A 15,767-nucleotide genomic window follows, 5' to 3' on the forward strand; every position below is an offset into this window, starting at 1 on the left:
TTCCTCGCGCCCCCGCCCCCCCCCCCCCCCCCCCCCACACCAACATCCACCCCCACGTCCTTTACTTTTTCCATCTGTGGCCCGGGGGGGGGGGGGGGGCCGCCGCCCCCCCCCCCCCCCCCCCCCCCCCCCCCCCAACTCCCGTTTAAGCCATCAGGGTTGTTCCCACACTCACCGTTTCGAGTGGTTTCCGGCGCGGGCCGGTGGTGCGCCGTAGGGCTCCTACCGGCGCTTACGTGCGCCGGTGCACCTCTCGGGGGGACTCGTCGCGCTTGCTCGTAGTTGTCGCGTAATGCGAGAAATGGGCGGCGCAGGCGTGACGAGGGGAGCACCAGGTGGGCGGGACGACGCTGGCGATGAGCGCGGAGCACGACGAACGGGCGGCCACCGGGGCCCCGGCGGCCGACGCGGCCGAGGAACCCCCACCCCCGGAGGGCCGGGGGCCGACGCCGCGGGAGTTGAGCCCCGGCCGGGTGCGCATGGTGTTCTTCGCCCTCATGCTGGCCCTGCTGCTCGCCGCCCTGGAACAGATGATCGTGGCCACCGCGCTGCCGAAGATCGTCGGCGAACTGCACGGCCTGGACCGGATGTCGTGGGCGATCACCGCGTATCTGCTCACCTCCACCGTGGGCCTGCCCATCTACGGCAAGCTCGGCGACCTCTTCGGGCGCAAGGGCGTCTTCCAGTTCGCGATCGTCGTCTTCGTGCTCGGCTCCGCGCTCGCGGGCTGGTCGCGGACCATGGACCAGCTCATCGCCTTCCGCGCCCTCCAGGGCGTCGGCGCGGGCGGCCTGATGATCGGCGTCCAGGCGATCATGGCGGACATCGTGCCCCCACGCGCGCGGGGCCGCTACATGGGCGTGATCGGGGCCGCGTTCGGCCTCGCGTCCGTAGCCGGTCCGCTGCTCGGCGGGTTCTTCACCGACCACGTCTCCTGGCGCTGGTGCTTCTACTTCAACGTGCCGTTCGGCCTGGTCACCCTGGCCGTCGTCACGCTCGTACTCAAGCTGCCCAAGCCCGCAGCCCGGGGGCGCCTCGACGTGCTCGGCGCGCTGCTGCTCACGGCGGCCTCCACCTGCCTGGTGCTCCTGACGAGTTGGGGCGGCACCGAGTACGCGTGGGGCTCGCGCGTCATCCTGGGGCTCGCGGCCGGTGCGGTCGTGGCGAGCGTGCTCTTCCTGGTCGTCGAACGGTACGCGGCAGAACCGATCATCCCGCTGAGCCTGTTCCGTGATTCCGTCTTCAACATCACGGGTCTAGTAGGGCTCGTCGTGGGAATCGCCCTCTTCGGAGCGGCCAGTTACCTGCCCACGTACCTTCAGATGGTCGACGGCGCGAGCGCCACGGAATCCGGCCTCCTCATGCTGCCGATGATGGGCGGCCTCGTCGGCGCCTCGGTCGTCGCGGGCCAGCTCATCAGCCACACCGGGCACTACCGGATCTACCCCATCCTCGGCGGCGCCCTGTCGGTGATCGGCATGTATCTGCTCTCGCGCCTGGAGGCCGACACGCCCCGGCTGCACTACAGCGTCTGGATGGCCGTCCTCGGGGCCGGTGTCGGCCTCGTCATGCCCGTCCTGGTGCTCGCCGTGCAGAACGCCGTGCCGCCCGCCGACCTCGGCACGGCCACCAGCGCCAACAACTACTTCCGGCAGATCGGCGGCAGCGTCGGCGCCGCCGTGTTCGGCACGCTCTTCGCGAACCGGCTCACCGACGCGCTGGCCGCCCGGCTGCCCGACACCGCCGGCCTGCCGGATCCCGAATCGATCACCCCGCAGGTCGTCCACGTGATGCCCGCCCACCTGCGCGAGGGCTACATCCAGGCGTACGCCGACGCGATGCCCCGGATCTTCCTCTACCTGGTGCCGGTGCTCGTCCTCGGCCTGCTGTTCGCCTTCTTCCTCAAGGAGACACCCCTGTTGTCCAGTGCCGCGTCCACCCACGCCTCCCTCGCCGAGCCTCCGGTCATCCCCGAGGCCCGCTCCCCGTACGTCGCCGGTGTGCCCGTCTGCGGCACCGTGCAGCACCCCGACGGCACCGTCGTGCCCCGCGCCGCCCTGACGCTCATCGACGTCGCGGGCCAGCAGATCGGCCGGGGCGCGAGCGGCGACGACGGGCGGTACGCGCTCGCCACCCCCGGGGCCGGATCGTTCGTGCTGATCGCGGCGGCGGGCGGACACCAGCCGCAGGCCGTCACCGTCACCGTCGGCGAGCGCCCCGTAGAGCTCGACGTCGTGCTCGGCGGCGCCGGGCGGCTCGCCGGGACCGTGCGCACCGCCGACGGCACGCCCGTACGGGACGCCGCCGTGACCCTCACCGACGTCCGCGGCGACGTCGTCGCCACGGCCCGCAGCGGACGCGAGGGCGGCTACGTGATCACGGAGCTGGTGGCCGGTGAGTACACCCTCGCCGCGAGCGCCCCCGCGTTCCGCCCCGCGGCCCTGCCCGTCAGCGTGCAGGCCTCCCGGGAGACCCGCCAGGACATCGAGCTCGCCGGCGGCGCCGTGCTGCGCGGCACCGTGCGGGCCACCGGCGGGCGGCCCGTCGAGGATGCGCGCGTGACGCTCCTGGACGCCGCGGGCAACGTCGTCGACACGCTCACCACGGGCGTGGACGGCACGTTCCGCTTCGTCGACCTGTCGTCCGGCGAGTACACGGTGATCGCGGCGGGCTACCCGCCGGTCGCCACGGTCCTCCAGGTCGCCGGTGGCGGCCGGACGGAGCGCGACCTGCAACTGGGCCACGAGGACTGACCGGACCGCCCGGGCCCGGTGGACCCACCGGGAACGGGCGGTCCCGCGGACCGAAAGGACCGGACAGTATTGCTCCCCACGCGGCCAATTCGCGCAAGGCGGCGCGTGGCAACCCGTCCCGGCCGTACGGTGGTTGAGGGGCGGTGCAGATCTTGCCGTGCCGTGGGAAGGAGCCTTGGCCATGGAGCGTGGGACCCCGGACGACGGGCCCGTGGCGCACAGCGTCGCGTCCGGCCGCATCCCCTTGGCCGTTGTCGTCATCGACGGCGACGGCCTCGTCTCCCACTGGAGCGCCGGCGCGCGCCGTCTGTTCGGCTACGCCAGGGACGACGCGGTGGGCCATCCGGCGGGCGACCTGCTGCCCGTCTCCGGCGCGCTGCCGCCGCAGGACGGGACGCGCTACGGCACGTACGACGCCCTGGGGCCCGATCTGGGCAACTCCCTGGACGGGCACATCTCCTACCCGGCCGCGGGCCGGGCCCGGCTGACGCCGTCGGCGAGCGGCGGCGGGCACGGCGAGCGCGTCGACGTGCTGTGGTGGGCCTATCCGCTGGTCGGCCCCGGCCCGGAGCGGATGCTCGTGCTCGCCGCGGACGCGACCCGCCTGGCCCGGGGCGACGACGTGGACTCCGCCCATGTGGAGCGCATAGCCCCGGGGTTCGCGCTGCACACCGACTTCCCCGGGGCGGACGACCTCGCGGGGCGGCTCCCGGACATCCTGCCCAGCATGAGCGTGGCCGAGAGCGCCCGCATCGTGTCGCAGATCCTGGAACTGGGCTATCCGGTCCTTGAGTTCAGCCAGCACGACCGGGTGCCCGTCACACCAGACTGGGGCGTGCCGCGCCGGGCCGAGCGCCAGGCGCGCAGGCAGCGTGCGGCCGAGGCGGCCGCCGCCGGGCTCGCACCGGGCCCGCAGAGCGCCGAGGACGCCGACGACCTGGAGTACGCGGCGGTCCGCGAGCACCTGGAGTTCCTGAACGAGGTGAGCGCCCGCATCGGCTCCTCGCTCGACCTGGCCCGCACCATCCAGGAGGTCAGCAAGGCGGTCGTCCCGCGCTTCACCGACGTCGCGGGCACGTATCTGCGCGAGCAGGTCGTCGCGGGCGAGGGCTTCCCCGAAGGCGTACCGGACGAGACCACGCTGTGGCACCGCGTCGCCGTGGAGCACACCGACGAACCGGGCCGCTGGGACGACGTCGTCCCGGTGGGCGAGTCCATGCCGTTCCCCTCGCACACGCCGTTCTTCCAGTGCATGACGTCGGGCGAACCGGTCCTCGTGCCGCGCATCACCGAGGAGATGGGCAACGCCATCGCCTCGCAGTTCGAGAAGCGCGACATCCGCCCGCTCATCAACCACCGCTCGATGCTGGTCGTGCCCCTGAAGGCACGCAATGTGGTACTCGGCTTCATGATCCTGCTGCGCCACCGGGAGCGTCCCGTCTTCAACGACATGGACCGCGTGACCGGAGCCGAACTGGCGGCCCGCGCGGGCCTCGTACTGGACAACGCGCGCATGTATACGTACCAGGAGTCGGTCGCCGACACCCTCCAGGACAGCATGCTGCCGCACATAGAGTCCCGGATGTCCGGCTGCGACATCGCCACCCGCTATCTGCCGGGCACCCTGCTCGGCCGGGTCGGCGGCGACTGGTTCGACTCCGTGAAGCTGCCCGGCGCGAGAACGGCGCTCGTCGTCGGCGACGTCATGGGGCACGGCCTGAACTCGGCGGCCATGATGGGCCAGCTGCGCACCGCCGTGCAGACCATGGCCGCCCTCGACCTGCCGCCCGCCCAGCTCCTGCGGAACCTCGACGACCTGGCACAGCGGCTCGGCGAGCACTACCTGGCGACGTGCCTGTACGCGGTGTACGACCCCATCGCGGGCGATCTGCACCTGGCGAACGCGGGCCACATCCCGCCCGTCCTGGTCCGCGCCCGCTCCGGCCGCAGCGAGCTCCTCGACCTGCCGACCGGGGCGCCCATAGGGGTCGGCGGTGTGCCCTTCGAGTCCGTCCGGGTCCGGGTCGCGCCCGGCGACCGGCTGCTGATGTGCACCGACGGGCTCGTCGAGGTGCGCGGCGAGGACATCGGCGTCGGCCTCGCCACGCTCGTCGAGTCCGCGGCCCACCCCGCGGCGTCCATGGACGCGGCCTGCGACACGATCATCCGCGCGCTCAACACCCGGGGCGGGCGCAAGGACGACGTGGCCTTGCTGATGGCCCGGCTGAACGGCGTCGCCTCCGAGGACGTCGGACACTGGCGGCTCGCGGCGGACCCCTCCGAGGTCAGCAGGGCCCGCGAGCTCGTGCGCCGCCAACTGCGCGCCTGGGGCCTCGACGACCTGGAGGACACCGCGACCCTGCTGGTCAGCGAGCTCGTCACCAACTCCGTACGGCACACGCGCGCGGGCCGCGTCGGGCTGCGCCTGGTCCGCTCCGGCCGGATCCTGTGCGAGGTCGAGGACGAGGACCCGACGCTGCCGACGCTCCTGAACGCCGGGCCGGGCGACGAGTTCGGGCGCGGCCTGCGCATCGTGACGCGGCTCGCCAAGGAGTGGGGCACGAGCAGCGGCAGCAAGGGCAAGACGGTGTGGTTCGAACTGGAGTCGCCGCGCCGGTAGCTCCCTCCGGGGCGCGAGCCGCCTGCCGTGCCCCGTCACTCGCGCCGGTACGCGGGCACACGCCCGGGGAACACGTATCGAAAGCGCCGTGAAGGTGCGCGCGTGTGGCTTGTCGAGCGCCCCCCTGAGCGGTAGACCGATCTTGTCGCCGCATTCGGCGGCACCGGTCACACCGGTCACACCCTGGGGAGCTGGGCATGAGCGTCACGAGTCGGTACCGGGAGGCGTGGGAGGGCTTCTGGAGCGAGGCACCCGAGGACGAGGGTGCCGTCTTCTGGGACGCGGAACCGGCCCTGACCGTGGGCCTCCACCTGGCCCTGTTCGAGCCGCACGTGGCCGCGCCAGGACTGCCGTTCGTCGACGTCGGCTGCGGCAACGGCACCCAGACCCGCTTCCTCGCCGACCGCTTCCCGCGCGTCCTCGGCCTCGACCTGTCGGCCGCCGCGATCGCACACGCCCGGCGCGCGGACCCCGCGGGACAGGCCGAGTACCGCCAGCTCGACGCGGCGGAGAAGAGCACGGCCGAGCAACTGCACGCGGAACTCGGCGACGTGAACGTGTACGTGCGCGGCGTCCTTCACCAGTGCGAGCCCGCCGACCGCGGGCCCCTGGTCGAGTCCCTCGCGACACTCATCGGCGAGCGCGGCCGTGCCTTCCTCGTCGAACTGGCCGAGGCCGCGGGGCCGGTGCTGGCCGGCCTGGCCCGGAGCGCGGACGGCCCGCCGCCCAAGCTGGCGCCGATCTTCGCCCATGGGCTCACCCCCGCGGAGGTCGCCGACGCGGAACTCCTCGACCACGTCCACGCGGCGGGCCTGACCATCCTCGCCAGCGGGGAAATCCCCCTGACCACGACCGAGTTCACCGCCGACGGCACCCGCATCGAGCTGCCATCCACCTGGCTGGTGGTGGGCCGTGGCGACTTGTCCACAGGCGCCAGTGGTCTGAACCAGTGAGACTTATCCACAGGCCTGGCACGGGGTCGGCGCGACCGCGTACGGTTTCGAGGCATGAAGATCCTCATCAGCGCCGACATGGAGGGCGCCACAGGTGTGACCTGGCCGGCTGACGTGCTGCCGGGTACGCCGCAGTGGGAGCGGTGCCGGTCGATGTTCACCTCGGACGTGAACGCGGCGGTGCTCGGCTTCTTCGACGGTGGCGCCGACGAGGTGCTCGTCAACGAGGCGCACTGGACCATGCGCAACCTCCTGCTCGAAGAGCTGGACGAGCGCGTCCAGATGCTCACCGGCCGCCACAAGGCGCTCTCCATGGTCGAGGGCGTCCAGCACGGCGGCGACCAGGCCGTCGACGGCATCGCCTTCATCGGCTATCACGCGGGCGCCGGCATGGAGGGCGTCCTCGCGCACACCTATCTCGCCAACCAGATCACGGGCGTGTGGATCAACGGCGTCCGCGCCAGCGAGGGCCTGCTGAACGCGCACGTGGTGGCCGAGTTCGGCGTCCCCGTGGTCCTCGTCACCGGCGACGACCTGGCCTGCGAGGACGCGCTCGGGTATGCGCCCGGCGCGCTGAAGGTCGCCGTCAAGGACCACGTGTCGCGGTACGCGGCGGTGTGCCGCACCCCCGCCCGCACCGCCGCCGACATCCGCGCCGCCGCGAAGGAGGCCGCGGCGCTCGCCGTGCGGCACGAGCCGGTGGCGGGCGGCCCGTTCACCGTGGAGGTCGAGTTCGACGCCGAGCACCTGTCGATGGCCGCGACGGTGGTTCCCGGGGTCCGGCGCGTGGCGGAGCGGAAGGTCGCGTACACGAGCGAGACCATGTACGAAGGCATTCGCACGTTCAAGGCGGTCACCACGATCGCCTCCGCCGCGGTGGAGGAGCAGTATGGCTGAGCAGGTGGACGCATCGGCACTGGACGAGGTCGTCCGGTTCACCTCCGATCTCATCCGCATCGACACCACCAACAGCGGTGACGGCGAGTGCCGCGAGCGCCCCGCCGCCGAGTACGCCGCGGCGCTGCTGGCCGAGACCGGTCTGGAGCCCACGCTCCTGGAGCGCACCCCCGGCCGGACGAACGTGGTCGTCCGCGTCGAGGGCACGGACCCGGGCGCCGACGCCCTGCTGGTCCACGGCCATCTCGACGTCGTGCCCGCCGAGGCCGCCGACTGGAGCGTGCCCCCGTTCTCCGGCGAGATCCGCGACGGCGTCGTATGGGGCCGTGGCGCCATCGACATGAAGAACATGGACGCGATGATCCTGGCCGTGGTGCGCGGCTGGGCGCGCGCCGGAGTGCGCCCCCGGCGCGACATCGTGATCGCGTTCACCGCCGACGAGGAGGCCAGCGCCCGCGACGGCTCCGGGTTCCTCGCCGACGAGCACCCCGGGCTCTTCGAGGGCTGCACCGAGGGGATCAGCGAGTCCGGCGCGTTCACCTTCCACGACGGCCGGGGCAACCAGCTGTATCCGATCGCCGCGGGGGAGCGCGGGACCGGCTGGCTCAAGCTCACCGCGCGCGGCACCGCGGGCCACGGCTCCAAGGTCAACAAGGAGAACGCGGTCAGCAGGCTCGCCGCCGCCATCCACCGCATCGGGGAGTACCGCTGGCCGGTGCGGCTGACCCCCACCGTGCGGGCGGCCCTGGTGGAGCTGGCCGGGATCTACGGCCTGGAGGCCGACCCGGACGCCCCCGGCTTCGACGTCGACGGCTTCATGGAGAAGCTCGGCCCGACCGCGGCCCTGGTCGAGCCCACGGTCCGCAACAGCGCCAACCCCACGATGCTCCGCTCCGGTTACAAGGTGAACGTGGTCCCCGGCGAGGCCACCGCCTATGTGGACGGCAGATTCGTGCCCGGCGGCGAGGAAGAGTTCCGCACCACCCTTGACCGGCTCACGGGACCGGACGTCGACTGGGAGTTCCATCACCGGGAGGTGGCGTTGCAGGCGCCGGTGGACACGCCCACGTTCGCCAAGCTGCGCGCGGCCGTGGCCGAGTTCGCCCCCGAGGGCCGCGTGATGCCGTACTGCATGTCGGGCGGCACGGACGCCAAGCAGTTCTCGCGGCTCGGCATCCGGGGCTACGGCTTCTCGCCCCTGCGGACACCGGAAGGCTTCGACTACCAGGCGCTCTTCCACGGAGTGGACGAACGGGTGCCGGTCGAGGCACTGCACTTCGGCACGCGGGTACTGGACCGGTATCTGCGGACGGCCTGACCGGCCGCCGGGCCGCTGAGGGGCCGATGGGGCAACGGACCAGGTGACGGACCAATGGGGGAACGGACTATGGGGGAGATGATCGACATGGCGCAGACCAAGCCGTACGGCTCGTGGCTGTCCCCGATCGACGCCGGGCTGGCCGCCGCGCACGACGGCCGCCCCGCTTTCGCGGGCTTCGTCGGCGGCGAGGCGTGGTGGACGGAGCCGCGCCCGCTGGAGGGCGGTCGGCGCGCGCTGCTGCGCCGCCGCCCCGACGGCCACGAGGAGTCGGTGCTGCCCGCCCCGTGGAACGTCCGCAGCCGGGTCATGGAGTACGGCGGCCTGCCCTGGGCCGGCGCCGAGCGCCCCGGAGACCCGCGCGGCCCGCTCATCGTGTTCGCGCACTTCGCCGACCAGCGCCTGTACGCCTACGAGCCGGACGCCCCCGGCGCGGAACCGAGACCCCTGACCCCGGTGTCGGACGTGGGCGGCGGGCTGCGCTGGGCGGACCCGCGGATCCACCTCGACCGGGGTGAGGTGTGGTGCGTCCTGGAGGAGTTCACCGGCGAGGGGCAGACCGACGTGCGGCGCGTGCTCGCCGCCGTGCCCCTCGACGGCTCGGCCGCGGGGGACCGGGCCGCGGTGCGGGAGCTGTCCGACGGACGCCACCGGTTCGTCACCGGGCCGCGCCTGGCACCGGACGGCGCGCACGTCGCCTGGCTCGCCTGGGACCACCCCCGGATGCCCTGGGACGGCACGGAGCTGATGGTCGCCGAGGTCGGCGCGGACGGCACCTTCGCCGCCGCGCGCCGGTTCGCGGGCGGACCGCGGGAGTCGATCGCGCAGGCCGAGTGGGCGCCGGACGGACGGCTGCTGTTCGCGAGCGACCGCTCGGGCTGGTGGAATCTGTACCGCGCCCCGCTCGACGGCGCCCCCGTCGCGCTGTGCCCGCGCGAGGAGGAGTTCGGCGGACCGCTGTGGCAGCTCGGCCTCAGCTGGTTCGCGCCGCTGGACAGCGGCCTGATCGCGGTCGTGCACGGCACGGGCGCGACCGCCCTCGGCGTGCTCGACCCGGAGACTGGCGAGGTCGTCGACGCGGCCGGGCCCTGGACGGAGTGGTCGGCCTCCGTCGCCGTCAGCGGCACCCGCGTCATCGGCGTCGCCGCGAGCCCGCGCAGCGCGTACGAGGTGGTGGAGCTGGACAACCGCACCGGCCGCGCCCGTGTCATCGGCGCGCCGCACGACGACCCGGTGGACCCCACGTACTACCCCGAGCCGCAGATCCGCACCTTCCTCGGGCCCGACGGCCGGGAGATCCACGCGCACGTGTACCCGCCGCACCACCCGGGCCATCTCGCGCCCGACGACGAACTGCCGCCGTACGTGGTGTGGGCGCACGGGGGGCCCACCTCGCGCGCGCCGCTCGTCCTCGACCTGGTGATCGCGTACTTCACCTCGCGCGGCTTCGGCGTCGCCGAGGTCAACTACGGCGGTTCCACGGGCTACGGCCGGGAGTACCGCGACCGCCTGCGCGAGCAGTGGGGCGTCGTCGACGTCGAGGACTGCGCCGCCGTCGCGCTCGCGCTCGCCGAGGAGGGCACCGCCGACCGGGCGCGCCTCGCGATCCGCGGCGGCAGCGCGGGCGGCTGGACCACGGCGAGCTCCCTGACGACGACGGACGTGTACGCCTGCGGCACGATCATCTACCCCGTCCTCGACCTCACCTCCTGGAACGACGGGGAGACCCACGACTTCGAGTCGCGCTATCTGGACACGCTCATCGGCCCGCCCGACGAGGTGCCCGGCCGGTACGAGGAGCGCTCGCCCACGCGCCACGCCGACCGGATCACCGCGCCGTTCCTGCTGCTCCAGGGCCTGGACGACGTGATCTGTCCGCCCGCGCAGTGCGAGCGGTTCCTGGCGCGGATGGAGGGCCGCGGAGTGCCGCACGCGTACCTCGCCTTCGAGGGCGAGGGGCACGGCTTCCGGCGGGCCGAGACCATGGTCCGGGCCCTGGAGGCCGAGCTGTCGCTGTACGCCCAGGTGTTCCGGATCGACCCGGCGGGCGGCCTGCCGACGCTGGAGCTGTCCAAGTGAGCGCGGCGGTCCGGCCGTTGACGCGACCCGCGCGGCTCGCCCCCGGCGCCCGGGTCGCGGTCGTCGCGCCCAGCGGGCCCGTCCCCGAGGACCTGCTCGCGGCGGGCCTGGACGTCCTGCGCGGCTGGGACCTGGACCCCGTGGCGGCCCCCCACGCCCGGGACACGCACCCGCGGTTCGACTACCTCGCGGGCACGGACGAGGACCGCGCGCGGGACCTCCAGAGCGCCTGGTGCGATCCGTCGGTGGCGGCGGTGCTCTGCGCGCGCGGCGGGTACGGGGCGGCGCGGATGGTCGACCTCCTCGACTGGGACGCGATGCGGGCGGCGGGGCCCAAGGTGTTCCTCGGGTTCAGCGACATCACCACGCTGCACGAGGCGTTCGCGAGCCGCCTGGGGCTCGTGACGCTGCACGGCCCGATGGTGGCGGACGCCGACTTCCTGAAGAGCGCGCGGGCGCAGGAGCACCTGCGGGCCACGCTCTTCGACCCGGAGTCCGTGCGGGAGATCGCCTCCGCGGGCCGACCGCTGCTGGGCGGGCGGGCCCGGGGGGTGACGCTCGGCGGGTGTCTGTCGCTGCTCGCGGCGGACGTGGGCGCGGCGGGGGCCCGGACCGGAGCGCGCGGCGGGCTGCTCTTCCTCGAGGACACCGGCGAGGAGGCGTACCACATCGACCGCTATCTGACGCAGCTGACGCGGGCGGGCTGGCTCGACGGCGTGGCCGGGGTGGCGCTCGGGTCGTGGGCGGAGTGCGAGCCCTATGAGCGGCTGCGGCCGCTGCTCGCCGAGCGGCTCGAGGGGCTGGGGGTGCCGGTCGTGGAGGAGTTCGGGTTCGGGCACTGTGACGGGGCGCTGACGGTGCCGTTCGGGATACCGGCGCACCTGGACGCGGACGCGGGGACGCTGACGTTGGACATACCCGCGCTCGCATAGGGCCTGTCCGGTGGGTCGGCGTGGAGCAAGGAGCGGCGCCCGACATGTGCGCTCGCAAGGCGCCGGGATGCCCTCGTAGCCAAGCTACTAGGGGATCTCGGCAACGCGGCGAGCAAGGGCGCCTCCCCTGCGCGAACGCAGCCGAGAGCGTGGGGAAGTGCCAGGCGTCGCGACGCCGCGCCGACCCATCGGACAAGCCCCAGGGCGCGTGTGCTGTCGCGTGTGGCGTACGGCCCGTCCGCTGAAACTCCGTCAAGAACCCAGTGCCATGGGCGTTGCCTCCCCCCCCGCATGACGCGTGCCTCAGCAGGAGCGCGGACCGGTGTCTGCCGGGCGGTGGTCGCCACGCTCACACCGTGGAGGCCCTCTTGTTCCGCCTGTTCCCTCAGTTCCGCCCTGCCGCATCGCCGTCCCGCACGGCCCCGCCGCGTTCCGGCGTCGCACCCGCCGGGGGCGGTGACCGGGCGCGAGCCAGGGCGCCGCTCGCGCTGGTCGCCGCCGCCGCGCTCGCCGCGCCCCTGCTCGCCGCCGCCCCCGCGCCCGCGTCCGGCGCGGGGGAGCGGGGCGGCCGGTTCACCGTCACACCGCTCACCTTCACGGTGCGGGCGGGGGAGCGGCACTGCACCGTCGACGCCGATCTGTACCGCCCGCGCGGGGCGGACCGGGCGCACCCCGCGCCCGCCGTGCTCGCCACCCACGGCTTCGGCGGCAGCAAGGCCGACGGCGCCACGGCCGCCATCGGCAAGGCCATGGCCGAGCGCGGATACGTCGGCCTCGTCTACTCCGGGCTCGGCTTCGGCAAGTCCGGCTGTCTGATCTCGCTCGACGACCCCGGGATCGACGGCCGGGCCGCCTCGGGGCTCCTGGACTTCCTCGCCGGTGAGCGGGCCGCCGACGACGGCACCAGGGCCGACTACGTCGTCGCGGACGCCCCGGGCGACCCGCGCGTCGGCATGGTCGGCGCGTCGTACGGCGGCGCGATCCAGCTCGCCACGGCGGCCGACGACCACCGCGTGGACGCCCTCGTCCCGCTCATCACCTGGCACGACCTCGGCTACTCCCTCAATCCGAACAACGCCGTCGAGCGGACGGCCGCGGGCCGCGAGGTGCCCGGCACCGCCAAGTGGCAGTGGATGAACGGCTTCTACCTCAGGGGTGAGGGCCAGCCCCTCGTCGCGCCGAACCTCGACCCGTCCCGGATCAACTCCCTGGACTGCCTGCACTTCGTCACCCGGGCCTGCGAGCTCATCCGCACGCTCAACTCCGGCCGCTACCCGGAAGGCAGGACGCGGCGGCTCCTGGCGTACGCCCGCAGCGTGTCACCGGCGTCGTATCTGCACCGGGTCGAGGCGCCGACGCTGCTCGTGCAGGGCCAGGCCGACACGCTGTTCAACCTGAACGAGGCGGAGTCGACGTACCGCGCGCTCAAGGAGCGCGGCACCCCGGCGAAGATGATCTGGCAGTCCTGGGGGCACAGCGGCGGCACGAGCGGCCCCGCCCCGGGCGAGCTCGACCTGGCCAAGGGCGACCTGGAGTCGACGTACGTGGGCCGTCGCGTCCTGGCGTGGTTCGACCGCCACCTGCGCCACGACGAGAGCGCCGACACCGGGCCCGACTTCGCCTACTACCGCGACTGGATCAAGGACCCCAGCCGTACCTACGCGACCGCGTCGCACGTGCCCGCGCCCGGGCGGGAGCTGTACCTCTCCGGCGACGGCAGGCTCGTCGGCGACCGCGCGCGGGTGAGCCCGGGCAGCCGGACGTACCGCAACCGGCCGCTGCCCACGAGCCACTCGGAGAGCCCGGCCGCCGGGATGGCCGGCCTGCCCGACCCGGCGCCGTACGACACCAAGGGCACCCATCTCGGCTGGACCACCGCGCCCCTGCGGCGCTCCCTCGACGTGGTGGGGGCGCCGGAGGCGACGCTGAGGGTGGACTCGCCCCGCGCCGAGCGGACGCAGGGCTCCGCCGACGCCGCCGACAAGCTGGTGCTGTTCGCGAAGCTGTACGACGTGGCGCCGGACGGCGGCCAGACGCTGGTGCACCGCCTGGTGGCGCCGGTGCGGGTGCCGGACGTGCGGGAGGCGTTCACGGTTCGCCTGCCGGGCATCGTGCACCGGTACGAGCGGGGGCACCGGCTGCGGTTCGTGATCGCCGCCAGCGACGGGGCGTACGGCGGGAACCGCGGGGTGAAGCCGGTGACGGTGACCAGCACGCCCGGCGACACGGGGGTGCTGCGGCTGCCCGTGGTGTAGCGGGCGTCACCTGTTCGGCCCACGGACCCACCCGGCCGCGTCACCCGCCGTGCGCCGTGCGCCGCCGCTGCCCATCCTGACGGGACGGGCAGCGGCCGGCGCTGCGACGGATCACGGAAGGGTCCCGCCATGAGCAGTTCCACGGGCGGCTCCAGGAGTCCCTCGAAGGGCGGCGTGGCCGGGCTGATGACGCCCGGCAGGATCACCGTCGCCGTCATCGCCCTGCTCACCCTCGTCTTCATCTTCGAGAACACCCGCAGCACCAAGATCCGGCTGCTGATCCCCGAAGTGACCATGCCGCTGTGGATGGCGCTGTTCGGCACGGCGGTGATCGGCGCCGTGTGCGGGGCCTACTTCGTCCGCCGCCGCAAGTGAGCCGGGTGTCCCGGTAACGTGGGGCGGATGCGCCAGCCGAACCCCCGCCACCTCGCCGAAGGCCCCCGCACGGGCATACGCCACTTCACCCCCGCGGACGGGGCCGAGTTCACGGCACGGGCGCGGGAGAGCCAGGAGCTGCACCGGCCCTGGCTGTTCCCGCCCACCACCGAGGAGACCTACGTGGCGTACGCGCGCACGCTCATCGAGGACCCGGCCAGGGCCGGGTTCCTCGTCTGCGAGCGGGAGTCGGGCGCGATCGCCGGGTTCATCAACATCAACAACATCGTCCAGGGCGGCTTCCGCTGCGGGGCGCTCGGCTACGGCGTGTTCGCGCACGCCGCCGGGCGCGGCCTGATGCGGGAGGCGCTCGGGCTCGTCGTGGACCGCGCGTTCGGCGAGCTGCGCCTGCACCGCCTGGAGATCAACGTACAGCCGGGCAACGCCGCCTCGATCGCGCTCGCCCGCCGTCTGGGCTTCCGCCTGGAGGGCTTCTCGCCGGACTTCCTGTTCATCGACGGGGCGTGGCGCGACCACCAGCGGTGGGCCCTGACCACCGAGATGCGGGCCGCGGCGCGCGGCGGCCGCGCGGCCGCCGCCGGGCCCCGCGAGGCGTGACGGCGGCCACGGACGCGGCCATTGAAGGCGGTGGCCCGCGTCCCGGAGGATGGACCGCATGCGGAACATCGTGGTCATCGACGCCCCCTCCAACCTGGGCCTGCGCCCGCCCGCGCCGGGCACCGTGCCCGGCTGCTACAAACTCGCCGGGGCGCTGCGCGAGCGCGGCATCCTGCGGCGGCTCGACGCCGTCGAGGGCGGCGTCGTCATACCGCCGCGCTACGACCGGGGCGACTGGCGGGAGGGCGACGGCGTGTTCAACGCGGCGGCCATCGCCGCGTACACGCCCCGGCTCGCCGATCGCATCGAGCACCACGTGCGCGCCGGTGACCTGCCCGTCGTCCTCGGCGGCGACTGCTCCATCCAGCTCGGCGCCTCGCTCGCGCTGCGCCGCGTCGGGCGCTACGGCCTCGCGGCGATCGACGCCTCCGCGGACTTCCGGCACCCGGGCAACTCCGACCGGATCGGCGCTGCGGGCGGCGAGGAGCTGGCGCTCGGCACCGGGCGCGGCCAGGAGGACCTGACCGACCTGGAAGGCCTGCGGCCCTATCTGCGGGACGAGGACGTACGGCTCTTCGGCCTGCGGGACTACGACGAGGACCGCGCGGAGCTGGGCGCGCTGAAGATCCCCACGGTGACCGTCGGCGAACTGCGGCAGTGGGGCGCCGCCGACGTGGCCCGCTCGGCCGTCGTCGCCCTGGAGCACGAGGCCCTGGACGGCTTCTGGGTGCACCTGGACGCCGACGTGCTCGACCCGTCCGTGATGCCCGCCGTCGACAGCCCCGACGAGGACGGCCTGCACCCGGACGAACTCCTCGCGCTGCTGCGCCCCTTGGTCCGCTCGCCGCGCTGCGCCGGGCTCAACGTCACCATCTACGACCCGGACCTGGACCCCGAGGGCACGGCGGGCGACGTGCTCACCGACGTCGTGGTGGCGGCCTTCACGGCGGCGTGATCGCTCTCGGCG

At 73.8% G+C, this 15,767-nt stretch carries 11 protein-coding genes; all 11 read left to right on the plus strand.

The window, feature by feature from the left end:
- Window positions 1-335 precede the first annotated feature (335 nt).
- The 11 genes from ACIG3E_RS35100 (at window position 336) to ACIG3E_RS35150 (ending at window position 15,755) form a co-directional block, all read left to right on the plus strand.
- Entirely contained in the window at window positions 336-2,753 is a 2,418-nt protein-coding gene (locus ACIG3E_RS35100; protein WP_399624033.1) for an MFS transporter, read from the plus strand.
- A gap of 181 nt (window positions 2,754-2,934) precedes the next feature.
- Complete coding sequence (locus ACIG3E_RS35105) at window positions 2,935-5,373, plus strand: SpoIIE family protein phosphatase (protein WP_399624036.1); 2,439 nt, start codon at window positions 2,935-2,937, stop codon at window positions 5,371-5,373.
- A 197-nt stretch (window positions 5,374-5,570) separates the two neighbouring features.
- Entirely contained in the window at window positions 5,571-6,326 is a 756-nt protein-coding gene (locus tag ACIG3E_RS35110; protein WP_399624038.1) for a methyltransferase domain-containing protein, read from the plus strand.
- Between the two features lie 54 nt (window positions 6,327-6,380).
- Window positions 6,381-7,223, plus strand: coding sequence for a M55 family metallopeptidase (locus ACIG3E_RS35115; protein ID WP_399624040.1), 843 nt, complete (start codon window positions 6,381-6,383; stop codon window positions 7,221-7,223).
- Window positions 7,216-8,541: a M20/M25/M40 family metallo-hydrolase gene (locus ACIG3E_RS35120; protein ID WP_399624042.1), complete on the plus strand. Its 1,326-nt coding sequence runs from the start codon at window positions 7,216-7,218 to the stop codon at window positions 8,539-8,541. The genes ACIG3E_RS35115 and ACIG3E_RS35120 overlap by 8 nt, the downstream gene beginning before the upstream one ends.
- A gap of 78 nt (window positions 8,542-8,619) precedes the next feature.
- On the plus strand, window positions 8,620-10,620 hold the full coding sequence (locus ACIG3E_RS35125) for a prolyl oligopeptidase family serine peptidase (protein WP_399624284.1): 2,001 nt from the start codon (window positions 8,620-8,622) through the stop codon (window positions 10,618-10,620).
- Window positions 10,617-11,552, plus strand: a complete 936-nt coding sequence (locus tag ACIG3E_RS35130; protein WP_399624044.1) for an LD-carboxypeptidase — start codon at window positions 10,617-10,619, stop codon at window positions 11,550-11,552. Before ACIG3E_RS35125 ends, ACIG3E_RS35130 begins: the two co-directional genes overlap by 4 nt.
- Before the next feature lie 488 nt (window positions 11,553-12,040).
- A complete protein-coding gene (locus ACIG3E_RS35135; protein WP_399624286.1) occupies window positions 12,041-13,807 on the plus strand; it encodes a CocE/NonD family hydrolase in 1,767 nt (588 codons plus the stop codon).
- A 129-nt stretch (window positions 13,808-13,936) separates the two neighbouring features.
- Entirely contained in the window at window positions 13,937-14,182 is a 246-nt protein-coding gene (locus ACIG3E_RS35140; RefSeq protein WP_399624046.1) for a hypothetical protein, read from the plus strand.
- 27 nt (window positions 14,183-14,209) lie between these two features.
- Window positions 14,210-14,800, plus strand: coding sequence for a GNAT family N-acetyltransferase (locus tag ACIG3E_RS35145; protein ID WP_399624048.1), 591 nt, complete (start codon window positions 14,210-14,212; stop codon window positions 14,798-14,800).
- A 58-nt stretch (window positions 14,801-14,858) separates the two neighbouring features.
- The gene (locus tag ACIG3E_RS35150; RefSeq protein WP_399624049.1) at window positions 14,859-15,755 is read left to right on the plus strand and encodes an arginase family protein; all 897 of its coding nucleotides are present in this window, start codon (window positions 14,859-14,861) and stop codon (window positions 15,753-15,755) included.
- Window positions 15,756-15,767: the final 12 nt, after the last annotated feature.

The organism is Streptomyces sp. NPDC053474 (assembly GCF_044544845.1).
Taxonomy (GTDB): domain Bacteria; phylum Actinomycetota; class Actinomycetes; order Streptomycetales; family Streptomycetaceae; genus Streptomyces.